Below are 19,828 nucleotides of genomic sequence, written 5' to 3'. Positions count from 1 at the left end.
CAGTGGGTCGGGTAGCGAAACCTCAGTCGAGGTCGAGACGGGTCCGCAGGTCCGCCAGCACGCCGAGCGCGGCCTCGGCGATGACGGTGCCGGGCGGGAAGATCGCGTTCGCGCCCGCGTCGTGCAGCGCCTCGAAGTCCGCGGGCGGGATCACCCCGCCGACCACGATCATGATGTCTTCGCGGCCCACCGCGGCGAGTTCGTCGCGCAGGGCGGGCACCAGCGTCAGGTGCCCGGCCGCCAACGAGGACACTCCGACGATGTGCACATCGGACTCCGCGGCCTGGCGCGCCACCTCGGCCGGGGTCTGGAACAGCGGGCCCACGTCCACGTCGAAACCGAGGTCGGCGAAGGCGGTGGCGATCACCTTCTGACCGCGGTCGTGCCCGTCCTGGCCCATCTTCGCGACCAGCAGGCGCGGCCGCCGCCCCTCGGCCTCGGCGAACTCCTCGACGACTCCGCGGGCGCGTTCCAGCGACTCGGACGGACCGGACTCGTCCCGGTACACCCCGGAGATGGTGCGGATCTGGCCGGAGTGGCGGCCGAACACCTTCTCCATGGCCTCGGAGATCTCACCGACGGTGGCCTTCGCGCGGGCCGCGTCGACGGCGAGGGTCAGCAGGTTGTGGTCCAGGTCGTTCGGCCGCTCGTCGGACATCGCGGCCTCGGCCGCGCCGGTGAGCTTGCGCAACGCGTCCTCGCACGCGGCGTCGTCGCGTTCCTCGCGCAGCCTGCGCAGCTTGTCCAACTGCTCGGCGCGGACCTCGGCGTTGTCCACCTTGAGCACGTCGATCTGCTCGTCGCCGTCGAAGCGGTACTTGTTGATGCCGATCAGCGGCTGCCGCCCGGAGTCGATGCGCGCCTGGGTGCGCGCGGCCGCCTCCTCGACCCGCAGCTTCGGGATGCCCGCGTCGATGGCCTGGGCCATCCCGCCCGCGCCCTCGACCTCGGTGATGTGCGCCCACGCCCGGTCGGCGAGGTCCTGGGTCAGCCGCTCGATGTAGTGGCTGCCGCCCCACGGGTCCACGACGCGGGTGGTGCCGGATTCCTGCTGCAGCACCAGCTGGGTGTTGCGCGCGATGCGCGCGGAGAAGTCCGTCGGCAGCGCCAGCGCCTCGTCGAGCGCGTTGGTGTGCAGGGACTGGGTGTGGCCCTGGGTGGCGGCCATCGCCTCCACGCAGGTGCGCGCGACGTTGTTGTAGACGTCCGCCGCGGTCAGCGACCAGCCGGAAGTCTGCGAATGGGTGCGCAGCGACAGCGATTTCGGGTTCTGCGCGCCGAATTCCTTGACCAGCTTCGCCCACAGCAGGCGGGCGGCGCGCAGCTTCGCGACCTCCATCGCGAAGTTCATCCCGATGCCCCAGAAGAACGACAGCCGGGGCGCGAACGCGTCGATGTCCAGGCCGGCCTGCTTGCCCGCGCGCAGGTACTCCACGCCGTCCGCGAGGGTGTAGGCCAGCTCCAGGTCGGCCGTGGCCCCGGCCTCCTGGATGTGGTAACCGGAGATGGAGATCGAATTGAACTTCGGCATCCGCTGCGAGGTGTAGGCGAAGATGTCCGAGATGATCCGCATCGACGGCTGCGGCGGGTAGATGTAGGTGTTGCGGACCATGAACTCCTTGAGGATGTCGTTCTGAATGGTCCCCGCCAGCTTTTCCGGCGGCACGCCCTGTTCTTCCGCGGCGACGATGTAGAGTGCCATCACCGGCAGCACCGCGCCGTTCATCGTCATCGACACGCTCATCCTGTCCAGCGGGATGCCGTCGAAGAGCTGGCGCATGTCGTAGATCGAGTCGATCGCCACCCCGGCCATGCCGACGTCACCGCCCACGCGCGGGTGATCGGAGTCGTAGCCGCGGTGGGTGGCCAGGTCGAACGCCACCGACAGCCCCTTCTGCCCGGCCGCGAGGTTGCGGCGGTAGAAGGCGTTCGACGCCGCCGCGGTGGAGAACCCGGCGTACTGGCGCACCGTCCACGGCTGGTTCACGTACATCGTCGGGTACGGCCCGCGCAGGAACGGCGCGATTCCCGGGTAGGTGCCCAGAAAATCCAGCTCGGCGGTGTCGGCCTCGGTGTAGAGCGGTTTGATGCCGATGCCCTCCGGCGCCTCCCACACCAGGGCGTCGGCCTCCTTGCCGGTGGCCGAGAGCACCGCGGAGTCCCAATCGCCGGAGTTCCCGTTCCCGGCAGGCCCGCCGGCAGCGGACGGCGCCTCGTCCCGCGGAATGTCTGCGAAGTTCGGGATGCTCATCACTCGACTCCCAACGTGCGGTGCGCGGTGCGCAGGACCTTGACCGCGTCGCAGCCGGTGTGCACGAAACCGTCCACATCGTCCGGTCGGTCCTTGGGTTTTCCGGCCAGCAGCACGGATTCGGCGCCGGCCTCCTTGAGCGCCCTGGCGGTCTCGGCGGCGCGCTCGGCGTAGACCTGGTCCGCCGAGCACAGGCACACCACGGCGCTGGGTTGCTCGGCGTAGGCCCGCACGACCTCCTGAGCGGACTCGGTGGGGCCCGCTTCGGGGGTGGCCAGCCCGCCGGCGGCGAACAGGTTCCTGGCGAAACCGGCGCGTGCGTTGTACGTCGCCAGCGGTCCGAGCGTGGCGAGGAAGACGGCGGGTCGTTCGCCGGTCCGCTCGGCCTGCGCGTCCGCGGCGTCGCGCAGCTCCTCGAACTCCTGGGCGTAGCGCACCTTCGGCAGCCCGCCGGACGGCTCGGCCGGGGCGGGCTCGCGCTGCAGGGGCTGCTCTTCGAGGTCCGGGAACTCGCTCACGCCGGTGATCGGGTCGTTGCGGTGCGCCAGCGCGTTCCGGCGGCGCTGCCAGATCGCGGAGAGCCGATCGGCCACCATCCCGGAACGCAACGCAGCGGGCAGCCCGCCCGCGCCTTCGATCTCGCGGAACCACTCCCAGGCGGCGTCGGCCAGCTCGTCGGTCAGCGTCTCGACGTACCAGGACCCGCCCGCCGGATCGATCACCTGGGCCAGGTGCGACTCGTCCAGCAGCAGCGCGTGCGTGTTGCGGGCGACGCGGCGCGCGAACGCGTCCGGCAGCCCGATCGCGGCGTCGAACGGGCGCACCGTGATGGCCTGCGCCCCGCCGACCCCGGCGGCGAACGTCGAGATCGTCGAACGCAGCATGTTCACCCACGGGTCGCGGCGGGTCAGCATCGCCGCGGAGGTCACCGCGTGCTGGCGCTGCGCCCGCGCCTGCTCGGGTGCCCCGGACTGCCGCGCGACCTGCTCCCACAACCGCCGTGCGGCCCGCAGCTTCGCGATGGTGAGGAACTGGTCGGCGGTCGCGGCGTAGCGGAACTCCAGCAGCCCGCAAGCGGTCCCGACGTCCAGCCCGGCCCCCTCCGGCGGGGCCGCCGTCAGCCACCGCAGGTAGGTCACGCCCGCCGCCAGCGAGGCACCGAGTTCCGCGCCATCCGAGCCACCGGCCTCGTGGTACGGCTGAGCGTCCACGGTGATCGCCCGCATTCCCGGGAGTTCCGCGGCGCAGCGCCGCGCGAGTCGCACCGCATCGGCCGGCCCGACCTCGCGGCCGGTGCGCGCCTCGACGCCGAGCGGGTCGGCACCGAGGTTGCCGCGCAGCGCGCTCGGCGCGACATCCTGGCCCGCGGCGATCTCCAGCAGCTTCGCCGCGGCCTGCGGAGCCTGCTCGCCCGCGTCCAGCACGATCCCGATCATGTCCAGGTGCACGCCGTGCAGCGCGTCGGCGAGGTCGTCGACGGCGATCCCGCCCGCGCCGAGCCGCAGCGTCAGGGAGGTGGCGCCGCCGTTGAGGTCGGCGAGCGCCTCCTGGTTCGTCCGGGCCGCATCCGGGTGTGCGTGCTCCTGCCGCACGTCCCAGCCCTCCGGCGCGGACCCCTCCGGACGACTCCCGCGCACGTACGGCGCGAAGCCGGGCAGACCGGAGTCGCCTGCCGCGGACGTGTACAGCGGCCGCACGGTGATCTCGTCGTAGGTGGCGGAGTTCAGCATCGCGGCGGGATCGTCCGGCGCGGGCTCGCCCTCGGCGATCCGGCCGGTGCGGCGCAGGATCTTCTCCACCTGCGCCTGCCATTCCTGGTGGGTGGGCTGCGGGAACTCACCGCCCAGGCGAAGCCCGGGGCGGGGGCCGCTCGGCGTTGAGAGCCGGTCTGAGGGCGCCATGGAGCCCGATGGTAGGACGCGCGCAGGCGCCGAAACGGCCGCTGACCTGTGACTCACGTCCCAAGATTCACGCGCCGCCCGGGCGGTCGCAGAACGCGCGCGCTCGGTCCGGCCGGGCCGGGTCGCGGACTCGAGCTCGGCCCGGCCGTGCGCGGATTCCCGGGAGCCGGAAGCCGGGGCTCCGGTCGCCGGGGAGCCGGTCACCAGGGAGCCGGTCGCCAGGGAGCCGGTCGCCAGGGATCCCGCCGCCGGGATTTCGGTCTCGCGCGGCGTCGTCATCAGGTCCATGACTTCATCATCCGGATGCGAACGCACGTTCGCATCGCTGAACCGGGTGGATCTCGATCGCAATGCCCGGAGACCGGCGCTCGCGCCCCGGAGCGCTCGGACCCGGCCCCTCCGCGCCGGATCTCTCGGCCCCGGATTCCTCGGACTCGGATCCGCTGGCCCCGGATCGGACCCCGGCTCAATGCTCGGTGTGGTACTCCCATCCCGCGTCGTTGCTGTAGTGCAGCCGGTACCGGGTGACGATCTTCGGCCCCTCGTGCAGGTGGATGTGCCGGAGCAGGCGCCCGTGCACCGCCTCCGATTCGCGCAGCTCCTGCTCGCGCCCGTCCAGCGGCCCGCCGATGAACCGCACCTGTCGTTCCGGCATGCCCCGAGTCTCCGCGTTCCGCGCCGCGGCGATCCACCCCCGAACAGCGACCAGCTACCCGATCGGGTGAGAAACCGCGCGGGCCGTTGCGCGCGCGACCCCGGCTGCGGTGCGCCGAAGGCGGGCGGGGACGATTCGGGGGCCATGAATCTGACGGACCACCTGCCCGGCGCCCCTGACCCCGACGGCCTGCTCGAGGCGTTCACCACCTGGACTTCCGGGCACGGCATCGAGCTGTACCCGGCGCAGGAAGAGGCGCTGATGGAGGTGGTCACCGGCGCGAACGTCATCCTCAGCACCCCGACCGGGTCCGGCAAGAGCCTGGTCGCCACCGGAGCGCACTTCACCGCGCTGGCCGCGGGCGCGCGCAGCTTCTACACCGCGCCGATCAAGGCACTGGTCTCGGAGAAGTTCTTCGCGCTCGTCGACGTCTTCGGCCCGGACAACGTCGGCATGATGACCGGCGACAGCAGCGTCAACGCGGACGCGCCGATCATCTGCTGCACCGCGGAGATCCTGGCGAACATCGCGCTGCGGGACGGCGAACGCGCCGACGTGCGCCAGGTGGTGATGGACGAGTTCCACTTCTACGCGGAGCCGGAACGCGGCTGGGCGTGGCAGGTGCCGCTGCTGGAGCTCCCGCAGGCCCAGTTCGTGCTGATGTCGGCCACGCTCGGCGACGTCACCCGGTTCGAGCGGGACCTCACCCGCCGCACCGGCCGGGAGACCGCGGTGGTCAGCTCCGCCGAACGCCCGATCCCGCTGACGTTCCGCTACGCGATGACGCCGCTGCACGAGACGATCGAGGAGCTGCTCGGCGGCAACCAGGCACCTGTCTACATCGTGTACTTCAACCAGGCCTCCGCGCTGGAGCAGGCGCAAGGCCTGATGAGCGTCAACGTCGCCAGCCGCGAGCAGCGGGACCGGATCGCGGAGATGATCGGCGGCTTCCGGTTCACCGCCGGGTTCGGCAAGACGCTGTCCCGGCTGGTGCGCCACGGCATCGGCGTGCACCACGCGGGGATGCTGCCGAAGTACCGGCGGCTGGTGGAGCAGCTGGCGCAGGCGGGCCTGCTGAAGGTCATCTGCGGCACCGACACGCTCGGCGTCGGCATCAACGTGCCGATCCGCACGGTGCTGCTGACCGGGCTGACCAAGTTCGACGGGACCCGAACCCGGCACCTCAAGGCCCGCGAGTTCCACCAGATCGCCGGGCGCGCGGGCCGGGCGGGCTACGACACCGCGGGTTACGTCGTGGTGCAGGCTCCCGAGCACGAGATCGAGAACGCCAAGGCACTGGCCAAAGCGGGCGACGACCCGAAGAAGCGGCGCAAGGTGGTGCGCAAGAAGGCGCCCGAGGGTTTCGTGTCCTGGAGCGAGAAGACCTTCGACAAGCTCGTCGAAGCCGAACCGGAACCGCTGGTGTCCAGCTTCGGGGTCAGCCACTCGATGCTGCTGAACGTGATCAACCGCCCCGGCGACGCGTTCGCCGCGATGAAGCACCTGCTCACCGACAACCACGAGGACCGCCCGGCGCAGCGCAGGCACATCCTGCGCGCCATCGCGATCTACCGGGCGCTGCTGGCCGCCGGGGTCGTCGAGGAGCTGGCCGAGCCCGACGAGCAGGGCCGCCGGGTGCGGGTGACGGTGGACCTGCAGTTCGACTTCGCGCTCAACCAGCCGTTGTCCCCGTTCGCGCTGGCCGCGATCGAGCTGCTGGCGACCGACTCGCCGACGTACGCGCTGGACGTGCTGTCCATCATCGAGTCCACGTTGGACGATCCGCGGCAGGTGCTCTCGGCGCAGCAGTTCAAGGCCCGCGGTGAGGCCGTGGCGCGGATGAAGGCCGACGGGATCGAATACGACGAGCGGATGGAACTGCTCGAGGACATCACCTACCCGAAGCCGCTCGAAGACGTCCTCGAAGCCGCCTACGAGACCTACCGCAAGGGCCACCCGTGGGTCGCCGAGCACGAGCTGTCGCCCAAGTCGGTGGCCCGGGACATGTACGAGCGCGCGATGAACTTCGTGGAGTTCGTCAACCACTACGGGCTGGCCCGCTCGGAAGGGCTGGTGCTGCGCTACCTCGCCGACGTCTACAAGGCGCTGCGGCACACGGTGCCCGATGACGCCAAGACCGAAGAGCTCACCGACATCATCGAATGGCTCGGCGAGTTGGTGCGGCAGGTCGACTCCAGCCTGCTCGACGAGTGGGAGAGGCTGCGCAATCCCGGTGCCGAGGTCACCGCGGAGGCGCCGGCCGAGCAGGGGCCCGCGAAGCTCTCGCAGAACAAGCGGGCGCTGCGGGTGCAGGTGCGCAACGCGATGTTCCGCCGCGTGGAGCTGGCCGCGCGGCGCTGGACCGATCAGCTCGGCGAGCTGGATCCGGAGTTCGGCGCGCAGGCCTGGGACGAGGCGCTGGAGGGCTACTTCGCGGAGTACGACGAGATCGGCATCGACGCCGACGCGCGGGGCCCTGCGCTGCTCATGATCAGCGAGGAGGCCGGGCGCTGGCTGGTGCGGCAGATCTTCGCCGACCCGGAAGGCGATCACGACTGGGGCATCAGCGCCGAAGTCGACCTGGCCGCGACCGACGAACAGGGGCACGCCGAGGTGAAGGTGAAGTCGGTCGGTCCGCAGTAACGGCGTGTGCTGGTGGCCTCCGTCCGATTTCGCCCATAAGATCTACTTTCGGCCGCGATCGGAAGGAGCGACATGCCGCAGACCGTTGTCGCAGGCATTGATGGGTCCGACGAGTCGCAGCGGGCGCTGCGCTGGGCCGCGGAGTACGTGCAGAAGGTGGGAGGTCTGGTGCACGCCGTTTCGGTGTGGCACCAGCCGGTGCAGTTCGGCTACCGGCTGCCCACCTCGGATTCCGAGCTGGAGCAGCGCGCCCGGCAGCAGCTCGACAAGGTGGCCGAGGCGGTGCGCGCGGAGTTCCCGTCCGTCGACATCCGCGAGCGGCTGATCCGCGGGCACGTGGTGGACGAGCTGGTGGGGTTGTCGCCGCAGGCGGACATGATGGTGCTGGGCAACAAGGGGCACGGTGCGTTCACCGGCATGATGGTGGGCTCGGTGGCGTTGAAGCTCGTGCACCACGCCCGTTGCCCGGTTCTCGTGGTGCGGTAGCACCGAAATTTGCGCCGTGCGGTAGCACCGAAATCTGAGCCGTGCGGTAGCACCGCCGGTTTGCGCTGAGCGCACCGCTGCGGCGAACCGCCGCCGATCGCCCCTGTTCCCGCCGAGAACAGGGGCGATCGCGCGTCGGATCCGGTGACCGGGTTCAGCCGTCCAGGTGCGCGGTGAGGAACTGACCGGCCTGCATCTGCTCCTCGAACTCGCTGAAGGTGCGGCCGTAGCTCGCGGCGACTTCCAGCGCCGGGTCGTGGCGCACGGTCCAGCCGAGCTTGCGCAGCTCGTCATCGGCGTCCGGCCGCTCTTCGCCGCTGAACAGCGAGGGCAGGTCCATGCCCCATTCCTTGGCCATCTCGATGAGCTGCTCGTTCTGCAGCGCCGCGGCGATGTTGCCCGCGAAGTGCTCGATGGAGACACGGCTGCCCGGCGCGGAGAACTGGGTCACGGTCTGCAGCAGTTGCGCTTCGGCCGCCGCGGGCAGGTAGGGCAGCAGCCCTTCGGCGAGCCACGCGGTGGGAACGCCGGTGTCGAAACCGGCGTCCTTGAGCGCGGTCGCCCAGTCGTCGCGCAGGTCGACCGGGATCGGGTGCCATTCGGCGGTGGGTTGCGCGCCGAGCTGCCGCAGGGTGTCGACCTTGAAGTCGATGACCTTCTGCTGGTCGATCTCGAACACGCGCATCCCGTCCGGCCAGTTCAGCCGGTGCGCGCGGGTGTCCAGGCCGGAGGCGAGGATGACGGCCTGGCGGGCCCCGCTCGCGGCGGCGCGCAGGAAGAACTCGTCGAAGTAGCGGGTCCGCACGCCGAGGTAGCCGCCCGCGAACTGCTGCAGGATCTCGGCCGCTTCGGGTCCTTTGAACTGCGGCGCATCCGCGGCCGCGGCCAGGTCGGCGGCGTAGGGATCGTTGATGAGGCGGTTCTCCTGGCGGGATTCGATCGCGCGGCCTTCGGCGACGGCCAGCGCGGTGAAGCCGACGCTGGAGACGATGTCCCATTGCTCGTGAACGGTCACGAGTGCACCTTTCCGTATGCCTTTCACATTCGTTGCCGACGAGGCTAACCGAAAGGTTGCGACACGCAACTATGTTGTGACGTGTTCGGCTTCCGGCTAATTGGGACGAATCGCATCCGAGCAGGTCACCGCCCAAGCCCGGCGCAAGTTCGGCTGGTCGCGGTGATCCGTCTGAACTCAACGCAAATATTGAACGTGCAGCAGGAAACGCGTCAACCGGTCGTTCGCGGGCGTTTCCGAGGAGAGTCCTTTCAGCCTTCCCGCCTGCGTTCTCCGCGGCGTTGCTCCTCGCGATAGCCGTAAGCGGCCTGCCGCACCGCCTGATCGGATTCCAGGCTCGACCCGAGCGCACCGGCGACCACGCCCATGGTGGTGAACCCCCAGGCCAGCGACACGTAGACGCTGAACTCCGCGTGCCCGAGCGTGCTGGTCAGCAGATTCGTCGGCACCAGGAACAACGCCACGAGCAGGTTGATCACGAACAGCCCGGCGTACATCACGCTGACCCCGATCGTCAGCGTGAGCACGGTGGAGGTGTTGTAGAGCAGCACCTGCTCGGGGTCGCGTTCGCTGTTGCGCTGCCGCCGCTCCCAGAGCCCGTGCGCGGTGATCAGCCAGAACACCAGCACCGCGATCGAAGCCAGCGAGGCGATCACCTGCCGGGTCGTGCCGAGCAGGTCGCCGATCTGCCAGATGGTGCTGGACGAGAGCCCGAACGCGCTGGTCGCCAACGCCGCGGCGAGCGCGCTGCGCAGCCCGAAGACCAGCCGCCAAGGCTGGTTGGTGCGCACCATCCCGCTGAGCAGCCGCGCCCGCCCGCGCGTTCGCGTGGCTGAGTAGCGCACGTCGACCTCGCCGTCCTGCTCCCGGCTTTCCCGGTGGATCGGAGCGACCAGCTCGGTGAGCTTGCTGTCCAGCCCGTGCCGGTTCTCGGCGCCGTCGTCGTCGTGGTTGAGCTCGTCCATCAGCTGCAGCACGACCTGCCGGGACCGGCGGTACGGCTGGGTGCCGCCGAGCGTGGGCAGCGAGACCACGCCCACGCGCTCGTCGATGTTCGCGTCCGCCAACACCGGTCTGCGGTTCGCCCGCACCGGCAGGTCGGTCAGGCAGATCGCGTAGTCCCAGTCGTGCTGGTTCATCCGCTCCCGGGTGGAGCGCAGGATGTCCCGGGTGTTGCGGCGGCCTGCGGTCACCGGGTCCACATCGACCTCGACGCGCCAGGTGTGCGTGTCGCCCAGCAGCTCCGGCAGTTCCTCGGCGAGGTAGCGGGCCACCCGCTCCGGCATGTCCGGGTCGGCGACCAGGCCCAGCGTGCGGTCCGGCTCGCCGGTTTCCGATGCTTCGCGCTGCGACTCATCACTGCTGCGGTGGTCGATCTCGTCGCGGTCGGTGCCTGCCGAGCGTCCGGCCGCCTCCTCCTCCCGCTGCGCTTCTTCCCGGTCCGTTCGGTCTTGGTCCGCTTCGCCCCCGTTCGCGGTGTCCTGAACTGCGGTGTCCTGGTCGGCAGCGTCCTGGTCGGCGGTGTCTTCGTCGGCTGCGCCCGGGTCCGCTGCGTTCTCGTCCGCCGCGTCCCTGCCCGCCGAGTTCGGGTCCGACGAGCTCGGGCCAGCTGTCCACCGATCGTCGCGATCGGTTTCCGGGCCGGACGAACCGTCGCGCCCGTCGGGATGCGCCTGGTCCCGTGGTTCACCGGGCTGCTGCGCAGCGCTCATTCGCCGGATTCCTCCTGCTCCTAGTCGGTTGCCGCCCGCCCGGCAGCTGCGGTGACCGTGCCGGTGCACCGGCCCCGGGGTATCCACTCGCGACAGCGGCAAACGCGGGTGATCGATCGATCACCGTGCGCTTTTCGCTCACGGTAAGGTCGCACCCGGAGAAGATCAACGACCTCCCGGGGGCGGCGATGGGCGATCCGGCCTGGCACAACTCCAACAACTCGCAGGTGCACGGGAATTTCGTGCAGGCGGGCGTGATCAACGCCGAGCGGATCATCTTCGGGTCGTCCGAGGACGCGGGCCCGGCGATACCGGACACGCTGCCTGCGAAACCCACCGGATTCCTCGACCGCGAGCACGAGTCCGGCAGACTCGACGAGCTCCTGCGCGCGGCCGAGGCCGCCGGGACCCAGCTGCTGGCGCTGCTGCCCGGGATGCAGGGGGTCGGCAAAACGACGCTGGCGGTGCACTGGGGCCGGTCGAACAGGCACCTGTTCCCGGACGGAGCGCTGTTCGCCGACCTGGCGGCTTCCGCTCCGGGCGGCCCTGCCGGTGCCGACGAGGTGCTCGGCGGGTTCCTGGCCCAGCTGGGCGTTCCGCCCGCTATGACTCCGGTGCGGACGGCCGATCGCCAGGCGGTTTTCCGCAACCTGACCAGTGGCCGCAGGATGCTGGTGGTGCTCGACGACGCGGCCAGCACCGCGCAGGTCACCGAGGTCCTGCCCGCGTCGGAACGCAGCTGCGTCCTGGTGACCACGCGCAAAACCCTCGGGCTGGACGCGGTTTCGGTGCCGGTCGAACCGTTCGGCTCGGAGCACGCGGAGGCGCTGGCCGGGCGCGATCTCGGCGAACCGGTTTCGGACGACGACCGCGCGGCGCTGCGCAAGGTGGCCAACGCCTGCGGTGGCCACCCGCTGGCGCTGGATCTGCTGCGCGGCAAGCTCGCCGGGCGGGTGCCGCTCGCCTCCTATGTGGACGGAATCCTGTCCCGCGGGCTGTGCTGCCGCGGCTGCGGTTCGACGACGGGGCCGAGCTCTCCGAGGTCGCGTTCAAAGCGGTGCACGAGGAGTTGTCCGCCGCGCAAGAACGCGCTTTCCGGCTGCTGGGGGCGCATCCCGGTGCCACGTTCTCGGCACGCACGGCCGCCGCGATGCTCGACCTGCCGGAGTTCGAGACCACCGAACTCCTGGATGACCTGCAGCGCCTGCGGTTGTTGAGCAGGGCGGGCGGGCGCTACCGGTTCCACGCGCTCACCCGGCTGTACGTCGCCGACCACGGCCGCGAAGCGGGTGACGCGGGCGAGCTCGCCGCGGCGCTGACCAGGATGGTCGTGGACTACCACGAATTCGCGATCGGGCGGGACAAGGTGCTGTCCGGGCGGCGCCGGATCAGCGAGCAGCGCTACGCCGCGGTGCCCACTGCCCACAGTGGACCGGACGCGCGCGGGGAGGCGCTGCGGGACCTCGCAGAGGAACGGCCGAACCTGCTCGCCGCGGTGCGCACCGCCGCCGACCTCGCGATGTGGGAACAGGTGTGGCAGCTGTGCGAAAGCCTGCACCCGTACTACTCGGACCGCGCGCTGTACGGGGATTGGCTGGACAGCCACGAACTCGGCGTTTCCGCCGCGGAGGAGATCGCCGACCCGGCGGCGCAAGCTCGGATGCGCTGGCAGTACGGCGCCGCGTTGTTCGCGGTGCACGAGGATTCCGCCGCCGCGGAGCAGTTCGAGCGGGCGCGTGCGCTCGCGGTGGCGCACGGAGATGCGTGGGGCGAGCAGAGCGCCACCGAGTGGGCCGGGTTCGTGCTGGAACGGACGGGTTCGCTCGACGCCGCGCTGGAATGCTTCGACCGCTCCAAGGCGATCGTGTCGGAGCGGTTCGCGGCGCAGCGCCGGCGGCGTCCGCTTGCGCTCCACGGGATGCACGCGGGCCGGGTCCTGGTGCGGCTCGGCCGGTTCGCGGAGGCGCAGGAGTTGTTGCGGGACGCCGCCGAGGTCTTCGAAGACCTCGGTGAGCCCGGGAACGTGGCCAAGGTGCTGCTGCCGCTGGCACAGGCGCAGCTGCGCACGGCGGAGCCCGCGGCCGCGTTGGAGCAGGCTCGGCTCGCGCTGGATTCCTTCGTGCGGCTGCGGATTCCCGATTGGCGGGTCGATGCGCTGGAGCTGCTCGGCGAGATCCACGAACGGCTCGGCGATCGGGAAGTGGCGAGCACGTGCGCGCGGGAAGCCGCTGAAGTCGCGACCGTGCTCGGCCAGCAGCGCGCGCAAGCGCTGTGGGACCGCGCCGAGCAGGACGGTCCGTCGCGGTCTTAGGAGTCGTTTCAGTATGATTTTCGGTCTTGTCTTGTCAGCGGCGGAGCCGCTGAGATTCCGCTACCGGCACCGTTACGCAAATCATTCTGAAAGAACTTCTTAGCGCTTCAGGCGGCGATGTCGGCCGCGAGCCGGTCGGTGGCGCTGCTGGGCTCGCGACCGAGGAGCTCGGTCATCAGCGGATCGGCCGCTGCGAAGTAGCCGTCGCGGCCGGCCTGGTACCAGGTGAGCATGAGGCGGGCCGCCTGTTCCGGCACGCCGTTCATGATCTCCTCGGCGACCCACTGTTCGTCGTCCAGGACGGTGCGCTCGATGGTGCGCCCGGTCAGGTCGGAGGCGATCGCCGTGAGATCGTCGAAGGTGACGGCCCTCGGCGCGGTGAGCGTGATCGGGCCGTCGAAGGCGCGGTCGCCGGCGAGGACGACCGCGGTGGCCTCGGCCACGTCCGCGCGGTCGGTGTACGGGACGGGACCGTCTTGCGGTCGGGCGATCTCACCGGTCTGCTGCCACGGGCCGAGTACCTGGTCGAGGGGGCCGTAGGCGCCGTTGCGCAGTGCGGTCCAAGCGACCGGAGACGTCGCGAGGATCGACTCGGTGGCGATGTGCAATTCGGACGGCAGATACGGGTTGCCGGGCACCGCGGCCTGCTGGCTCGTGTAGAGGATCCGCCGGGCACCGGCCGCGACGGCGGCCTCGATGGCGTTGCGGTGCAGGCCGACCACGTCGGCCGCCGGATCGTTGCCCGATACCAGGAGCACCTGCTCGGCACCGGCGAACGAGTTGCGCAGCGCGGCCGGATCTTCGTAGGCGCCCTGCCGCACGCGGACGCCGCGATCGGCGAAGTGCTGCGCCTTGGCGACGTCGCGGACGCTTACGCCGATGTGGTCGGCGGGCACGCGCTCGAGGAGGTTCTCGACGGTGGCGCTGCCCAGCCCACCGGTGGCGCCGGTGACAACGATCATGCTCGTGGCCTCTCTCCCCGTCCGCCCGCACCGCATCCGCCCTGGTGGCGGGCGGCAGCACAAATCGACCGTACAGGACAGCTCCGACTTGCCTGCGACAGTAGGTCGGCAACGCCCTCGCTCTCGAACGCGGCACTGCTCTGGACGGCGACCGCCGCACCACCTACCTGCTTGATCATCGGACCGATCAAGTGCCGTTGCGGTACCGGTCGGCGACCACATAGGACACGGTCACGGGCACGCCGTTGACCGCGGTCTGCTGAGCGAGCTCGCCGAGGCGGTTGCCCGCTGCGAGCCATCCGTGCACAGCGGAGGCGAAGCACGCCGGGTCGCACGAGCCCGGCCGTGCAGCGGTGATCCGCACCGTCTCGCCCGTGCTGGTCCTGACCAGGCACGAGTCGCCGGCCACCGCCGCAGCGACGCGCGCACCGGGCCGCCCGGCCAGCGCTTCGGCGAGGCACTGCTCGACATCCGGCCAGTCCTCGGTGAGCACCACCACGTCGGCGATTCCGCGCAGCCGCCGGCCGGGATGGTTCGCGGTGACCACCAAGTGACTGTCCGCGGGAGACTCCCCGGCGTGCAGCATTTCCGCCGCGAACCGCCGCACGCGCAGCGAACCGTCCGCAAGCACCTCGGCTTGCGCGTAGGCCGCCGTCGGGCGCCAGCTCCACGGTCGCGCGGGCAGCCCGGTGAGGTCGTCCGGCGGCACCGGCGGTTCGGTCGCGGGTTCGGGAAGCCGCAGCATCTCGTAGCACAACCGGCGCAGCCGATCGGCCGCCTCGTCCGGGCAGGACGTCACGAGTTCGTTGATGGCGCCGAACTTCCCGGCCGTCCTGGCCGCATCGTCCAGCCTGGGCCGGACCGGTTCGCCGCCGGACAAGCGAGGGGCGGTTCGCCCGACCATGTCCACTATGGACCCCGGTGCGACCTCGGACTCCGGGAAGGCGGCCAGCAGCGTCGGTTTTCCCAGCGCTGCGCCGTAAGTGGTCACCGAGCCGTGGTCGCCGAGCACGTAGTCCGCGGCGATCAGCGCCGCGCGCCAACCGAATTCCGGTGGCACCACGACCAGCCCGGAACGCTCGTGCGGCGCCAGCATCCGGTGGACCTCGCTGCTGCCGTGCCCGTACCAGATGTTCGGGTGCAGGATCGCGGCGATCCGGAACTCGTCGGCCGGGAACTCGGCGAGCAGCTCGGCGAACAGCTGCGGAGCTCGCCCCAGCACCGAGTCGGTCCACCAGGTCGAACTGACCACCAGCAGGGTGCGCCCGTCCGCACCGAGCGCGCGCCGGTAGGCCGGGCGCCACGGCAGGCTCGCGCGCAACCGGTCGTAGCAGGCATCGCCCGCGACCACAGCGCTGTCGGCTGCCTCCGGGACCGCCTCGGCGAGCTGGATTCGTTGCTGCTCATGGGAAAGCACCAGCGCCGAGGCGATGGGACGTCCTTCGTAGAGCACCCACTGCGGGTCGAGGCCGAACGCCCGCCGCCCGTCTCTGGTCTCCGGTCTCCGGTCTCCGGTCTCCGGTCTCCGGTCTCCGCGGCAAAACTTTAGTGTAGCGAATTCCGTGCGGTATCGAGAGAATCGGTGCCTCGACCTCCACCAGCCCGCCCAGGTTGGCGGCGATCGCCAGGTCGAACCGGGTCAGCAGCGCCTGATTCCACGGCACGAGCGGGATTCCGCGGTCGGCGAGCATGCGGTGCAGTCCGTCCGGGAACGGATCCGAACCGTTCCACGTGTAGCTGAGCTGGACCCGGAAGTCGCCTTCGAACAGCGCGAGCACGTCCAGCAGCCGCGTCATCGCCGTGACGTTGTGCACGACGACGAGCACAGTCCGTTGCGGCGCAACGGTTCGCCAGCGCGCGGCTTGCGTCCCGATCGTGCGCACCAGCCCGTCGCTCAACCTGCGCTCCTCGCCAGCATGGGCACACGGTAGCCGTTCGCGCGCAGGAATCGGATGATCGACTCCCGGTAGTCGTGCCGCCCCAGCACGTCGGTCGCCCGCCGCCGGATCATCGCGCGTTGTTCCGGCGTGCAGCGCAACGCCCTCCGCAGCGCTCGGGCCAGTTCCGCGGGGTCGCCGGGTTCGGCGAGGAATCCGGTGACCCCGTCGGTGACCTGCTCGGTCAACCCGCCGGTCCGCGTCGCCACGACCGGTGCGGCACCCGCCGCGTACGCCTCCAGCGGGACGCGGCCGAACGGTTCGCTGCGGGACGGCACCACCACCGCGCGCAACGCGGGATGACCGAGCATTCCCCGCACCGCCGGGTCGAAGTCGGCCAGGAAAGTCACCGGGAGCCCGTGCAGCGCCGCGGCGAGTTCCCGCTGGTAGGCGGTTCGCCCGGGGGTTTCGCTGACGGCGGCCAGCACGACGTGCGGCAGGGCATCGGCACCCAGCAGCCGCAGCGCCTCGATGAAGTCGCCGAATCCCTTGTACGGCTCGGCCCTGCCGAAAGCGAGCACGAAACCTCGTTGCGCCGCAACGGGAACGTCCGCCACCGGTGGCCGCTCGGAGTCGAGCAGCCCGTCCGGCAGCGGCACCAGCGCCGAGTCCGGAACTCCGTGATCCCGGCGCAGATGCTCGGCCATGAACCGGGAGATCCAGCCGATCCGCGCGCCGCGACGCGCCGCGGCCCGCAGGCATCGGCGTTCCCACTGCACCCGTTCGGTGTCGTGCGGTTGGTGCAGCAGGCCGGTGGAACGCGGCACGAGCACCAGCCGGACCTCGGGCGGTACCGCCTCCGCCAATCCCAGGAACGGCACGTCGAAAGCGACGCACAGCACGGAATCCCCTTGCCGCACAACGCGTTCCCGCAGAACACGCGAGGTTTCCCGGGCAAGGTGGCGGAAATCCGGCAGAGTCCCGAATCGATCAGCGCCGCAGGTGCCGTTCCCGACCGGATGAACCTCGGCCCGGCGCAGCATCGCCCGGGTCTCGGCGTGCCACTCCGCGTGGTACTCGGCACCTGCCGGGTCCAGCCGGACCGGCAGCACAACCAAGCGCACCTGCGGCGGCAGCACCTCGGCCAGCACGCTCAAGAACGCGCGGTTGGCCGCGCCCGCGCCGGTCCCGCACCCGAAGTACCCGTCGTGCACCGCCACGGCCACGGTCGATCCCATCCGATCATGGTCGCAAAGGACGCCGCGGGCAAGAAGCTCACCGCCACGCCGCGGCGCGCAGCAGCCGCAACCCGTTGAGCCCGACCAGCACCGTGGAACCCTCGTGCCCGGCCACGCCCAGCGGCAACGGCAACTCGCCGACGAGATCCCACACCACCAGCACGGCGATGAACGAACCGGCGATGACCAGGTTCTGCCGCACCAGCCGCCGAGCACGCCGTGCCAGTCCGGCGACCTTCGGCACCGCCGCGAGTTCGTCGCGGACCACCACCGCGTCCGCGGTCCGCAGCGTCAGGTCCGACCCGGCGCGGCCCATCGCCACACCGACGTGCGCGGCCGCCAGCGCGGGCGCGTCGTTGATGCCGTCGCCGACGGCCAGCGCGGGCTCGCCGAGCCCGCGCACCGCCTCGACCTTCTGGTCCGGCAGCAGGTCCGCGCGCACGTCGTCGATCCCGGCCTCCGCGGCGATCCGCTCGGCAGCGGGCGCGTTGTCGCCGGTCAGCAGCGTCGGCCCGGTTCCGGTCAGGGATCGGAACCCGCGCACCGCGGCCGCCGCGTCCGGGCGCAGCCGGTCGGTGAGCCCGAGCACCGCGGCCTGCGCACCATCGACGACGACCACTACGGCGGTGCGCCCGGAGGCGGTGACCTCGGCCACCCGCCCGGTGGACTCGTCCGGCCTGCGCACTTCGACGCGGTGCCCGGAAACCGTGGCGGCGACACCCCGGCCGGGCAGCGCCTGGAAATCCGTCGCCTCCAGCACGTCGAGACCGCGTTCCCGTGCCGCGGAGACCACGGCCCTGCCCAGCGGATGTTCGCTGTAGAGCTCCGCAGCCGCGGCCAGCTCGAGCGCGCGCTGCTCGTTGTGCCCAGGTTCGGCCCGCAGCTCGGCAACACGCGGCACGCCTTCGGTGAGCGTGCCGGTCTTGTCCAGCGCGACCCGCCCGGCGTCGGCCAGCCGCTCCATCACCACCGCCGACTTGACCAGCACGCCGTGCCTGCCCGCGTTGGCGATCGCGGACAGCAACGGCGGCATCGTCGCCAGCACCACCGCGCACGGCGAGGCGACGATCATGAAGGTCATCGCCCGCAGCAGCGCGCCTTCCAGCGCCTCGCCGAACAGCAGCGGAATCCCGAACACCGCCAAGGTCGCCACGACCACGCCGACCGAGTAGCGCTGCTCCACCTTCTCGATGAACAGCTGCGTCGGCGCCTTCGTCGCGCCCGCCTCGGCGACCATCGCCACGATGCGCGCGATCACCGACTCCGAGGCGTCCCGGCTCACCCGCACCCGCAGCGCCCCGGAACCGTTGAGCGTGCCCGCGAACACCTCGTCGCCGCCGGTCTTGGCGGCGGGCACCGGTTCACCGGTGATGCTGGACTGGTCGACCTCGCTGCCGCCCGCGACGACCTCGCCGTCCGCGCCGATCCGCTCGCCGGGGCGGACCAGGATCTCGTCGCCGACGTCCAGGTCTTCGGTGCGCACGGTGCGTTCTTCGCCGTCGCGCAGCAGCACGGCCGTGTCCGGCGCGAGGTCGAGCAGCCCGCGCACGGAGTCCTCGGTGCGCGCGGTCGCGAACGCCTCCAGCGCACCGGAGGTGGCGAAGATGACGATGAGCAGCCCGCCGTCGGAGACCTGCCCGATCGCCGCCGCACCGATCGCGGCCACGATCATCAGCAGGTCCACGTCGAGCGTCTTGTCCCGCAACGCCTGCAGCCCGGCCCAGGCCGGCTCCCACCCGCCGGTGACGTAGCAGGTCAGGTACAGCGCCCAGCTCAGCCACAACGGGCCGCCGCCCAGGTCCGCGGCCAAGCCGAGCAGGTAGGCGGCCAGCGCGGCGCCCGCCCAGCGGGCCTCGGCGAGCGCGAACAGGCCGCGCTTGCTCGCGGGCGTGGACTCCCCGGCGGCGGCCGGGCGGGTGAGCGTGGTCGGCATCGCGGCTCCTCTGCTGTGCGGACGCCGCCAAGATACATGAATGACTGCTCAGGTGTTCAATCGTTCAGGCCGTAAATCATCGGCCGCAAATCATCGGACGGGGCATCGAACCCCTGCCGATACACTGCGCCCATGGGTCACGGAGTCGAGGCCAGGGCGACGCCCGCCGCGAAGCTGGACGCGGCATCCGCGTCCTCGGTGGCCGAGACGCTGCAAGCGCTGGCCACGCCCTCGCGGCTGTTGATCCTGAGCGAACTGCGCCAGGGCGCCCGGCCGGTCGGCGAACTCGCCGAAGCCGTGGGCATGGAACCCTCCGCGGTGTCCCACCAGCTGCGGCTGCTGCGCTCGCTGGGCCTGGTCAGCGGGAACCGGTCCGGCCGCAGCGTCGTGTACTCGCTCTACGACAACCACGTCGCGCAGCTGCTGGACGAGGCCGTTTACCACATCGAGCACCTGCGGCTGGGCGTCTCGGACTGACCGGGATCACCGCGGCGCGTACATGATCACGCCGACGCCGGCCAGGCACAGCGCCGCGCCGATGAGGTCCCAGCGGTCCGGCCGGAACCCGTCGACCAGCACACCCCACAGCAGCGAGCCCGCGACGAACACCCCGCCGTAGGCGGCGAGGATGCGGCCGAAGTGCGCATCGGGCTGCAACGTCGCCACGAACCCGTAGACACCGAGCGCGATCACTCCCGCGCCCATCCACAGCAGACCCTTGTGCTCCCGCACGCCCTGCCACACCAGCCACGCGCCGCCGATCTCGGCGAACGCGGCCAGCACGAAGAGCACGACCGAACGCAGAACCTGCACGCCGCGGAGCTTACTTGCGCGCGAGCGCAAG

General features: G+C 71.1%; 16 protein-coding genes. 5 read left to right on the top strand and 11 right to left on the bottom strand.

Going from position 1 to position 19,828, the window contains the following annotated elements; all coding sequences use genetic code 11:
- Positions 1 to 22 precede the first annotated feature (22 nt).
- The 3 genes from scpA to V1457_RS30270 form a co-directional block, all read right to left on the bottom strand.
- On the bottom strand, positions 23 to 2,251 hold the full coding sequence (gene scpA / locus V1457_RS30280; RefSeq protein WP_338598697.1) for a methylmalonyl-CoA mutase: 2,229 nt from the start codon (positions 2,249 to 2,251) through the stop codon (positions 23 to 25).
- The gene (locus V1457_RS30275) at positions 2,251 to 4,152 is read right to left on the bottom strand and encodes a methylmalonyl-CoA mutase family protein (RefSeq protein ID WP_338598695.1); all 1,902 of its coding nucleotides are present in this window, start codon (positions 4,150 to 4,152) and stop codon (positions 2,251 to 2,253) included. Before V1457_RS30275 ends, scpA begins: the two co-directional genes overlap by 1 nt.
- Before the next feature lie 466 nt (positions 4,153 to 4,618).
- Positions 4,619 to 4,807, bottom strand: a complete 189-nt coding sequence (locus tag V1457_RS30270; protein WP_200071907.1) for a hypothetical protein — start codon at positions 4,805 to 4,807, stop codon at positions 4,619 to 4,621.
- A gap of 144 nt (positions 4,808 to 4,951) precedes the next feature.
- Between V1457_RS30270 and V1457_RS30265 the strand changes: the two genes are divergently transcribed.
- Together V1457_RS30265 and V1457_RS30260 are read left to right on the top strand one after the other, a co-directional pair.
- A complete protein-coding gene (locus V1457_RS30265; RefSeq protein ID WP_200071908.1) occupies positions 4,952 to 7,450 on the top strand; it encodes an RNA helicase in 2,499 nt (832 codons plus the stop codon).
- A gap of 72 nt (positions 7,451 to 7,522) precedes the next feature.
- The gene (locus tag V1457_RS30260; RefSeq protein WP_200071909.1) at positions 7,523 to 7,936 is read left to right on the top strand and encodes a universal stress protein; all 414 of its coding nucleotides are present in this window, start codon (positions 7,523 to 7,525) and stop codon (positions 7,934 to 7,936) included.
- 154 nt (positions 7,937 to 8,090) lie between these two features.
- Here the strand turns inward: V1457_RS30260 and V1457_RS30255 are convergent, their stop codons facing one another.
- Both V1457_RS30255 and V1457_RS30250 read right to left on the bottom strand, forming a co-directional pair.
- On the bottom strand, positions 8,091 to 8,951 hold the full coding sequence (locus tag V1457_RS30255) for an SAM-dependent methyltransferase (RefSeq protein WP_200071910.1): 861 nt from the start codon (positions 8,949 to 8,951) through the stop codon (positions 8,091 to 8,093).
- Positions 8,952 to 9,202: 251 nt separating this feature from the next.
- Positions 9,203 to 10,663, bottom strand: a complete 1,461-nt coding sequence (locus V1457_RS30250; RefSeq protein WP_338598690.1) for a 5,10-methylene-tetrahydrofolate dehydrogenase — start codon at positions 10,661 to 10,663, stop codon at positions 9,203 to 9,205.
- Positions 10,664 to 10,851: 188 nt separating this feature from the next.
- Here V1457_RS30250 and V1457_RS30245 point away from each other — a divergent pair, with 188 nt between their 5' ends.
- Both V1457_RS30245 and V1457_RS30240 read left to right on the top strand, forming a co-directional pair.
- Positions 10,852 to 11,880, top strand: coding sequence for an NB-ARC domain-containing protein (locus tag V1457_RS30245; protein WP_338598688.1), 1,029 nt, complete (start codon positions 10,852 to 10,854; stop codon positions 11,878 to 11,880).
- Positions 11,814 to 12,974: a tetratricopeptide repeat protein gene (locus V1457_RS30240; RefSeq protein WP_338598686.1), complete on the top strand. Its 1,161-nt coding sequence runs from the start codon at positions 11,814 to 11,816 to the stop codon at positions 12,972 to 12,974. Before V1457_RS30245 ends, V1457_RS30240 begins: the two co-directional genes overlap by 67 nt.
- A gap of 107 nt (positions 12,975 to 13,081) precedes the next feature.
- Here V1457_RS30240 and V1457_RS30235 read toward each other — a convergent pair whose 3' ends face one another.
- The 5 genes from V1457_RS30235 to V1457_RS30215 form a co-directional block, all read right to left on the bottom strand.
- Positions 13,082 to 13,936 (bottom strand): NAD(P)H-binding protein, encoded by an 855-nt coding sequence (locus tag V1457_RS30235; protein WP_338598684.1) that lies wholly within the window; start codon positions 13,934 to 13,936, stop codon positions 13,082 to 13,084.
- A gap of 187 nt (positions 13,937 to 14,123) precedes the next feature.
- A complete protein-coding gene (locus tag V1457_RS30230; protein WP_338598682.1) occupies positions 14,124 to 15,389 on the bottom strand; it encodes a hypothetical protein in 1,266 nt (421 codons plus the stop codon).
- Positions 15,340 to 15,834, bottom strand: a complete 495-nt coding sequence (locus tag V1457_RS30225; RefSeq protein ID WP_338598680.1) for a hypothetical protein — start codon at positions 15,832 to 15,834, stop codon at positions 15,340 to 15,342. Before V1457_RS30225 ends, V1457_RS30230 begins: the two co-directional genes overlap by 50 nt.
- Positions 15,831 to 17,051 (bottom strand): glycosyltransferase family 4 protein, encoded by a 1,221-nt coding sequence (locus V1457_RS30220; protein WP_338598678.1) that lies wholly within the window; start codon positions 17,049 to 17,051, stop codon positions 15,831 to 15,833. The genes V1457_RS30225 and V1457_RS30220 overlap by 4 nt, the downstream gene beginning before the upstream one ends.
- 37 nt (positions 17,052 to 17,088) lie before the next feature.
- Entirely contained in the window at positions 17,089 to 18,984 is a 1,896-nt protein-coding gene (locus tag V1457_RS30215; protein ID WP_338598676.1) for a heavy metal translocating P-type ATPase, read from the bottom strand.
- A gap of 132 nt (positions 18,985 to 19,116) precedes the next feature.
- Between V1457_RS30215 and V1457_RS30210 the strand changes: the two genes are divergently transcribed.
- A complete protein-coding gene (locus tag V1457_RS30210) occupies positions 19,117 to 19,461 on the top strand; it encodes a metalloregulator ArsR/SmtB family transcription factor (protein ID WP_200071916.1) in 345 nt (114 codons plus the stop codon).
- 6 nt (positions 19,462 to 19,467) lie between these two features.
- Here V1457_RS30210 and V1457_RS30205 read toward each other — a convergent pair whose 3' ends face one another.
- Complete coding sequence (locus V1457_RS30205; RefSeq protein WP_295149246.1) at positions 19,468 to 19,797, bottom strand: YnfA family protein; 330 nt, start codon at positions 19,795 to 19,797, stop codon at positions 19,468 to 19,470.
- Between the last annotated feature and the right edge of the window lie 31 nt (positions 19,798 to 19,828).

Source organism: Saccharopolyspora sp. SCSIO 74807 (assembly GCF_037023755.1).
In the GTDB taxonomy this organism is placed as follows: domain Bacteria; phylum Actinomycetota; class Actinomycetes; order Mycobacteriales; family Pseudonocardiaceae; genus Saccharopolyspora_C; species Saccharopolyspora_C galaxeae.
The sequence above is the reverse complement of the archived record's forward strand: the minus strand, read 5'-3'. Positions and strand labels throughout refer to the sequence as shown.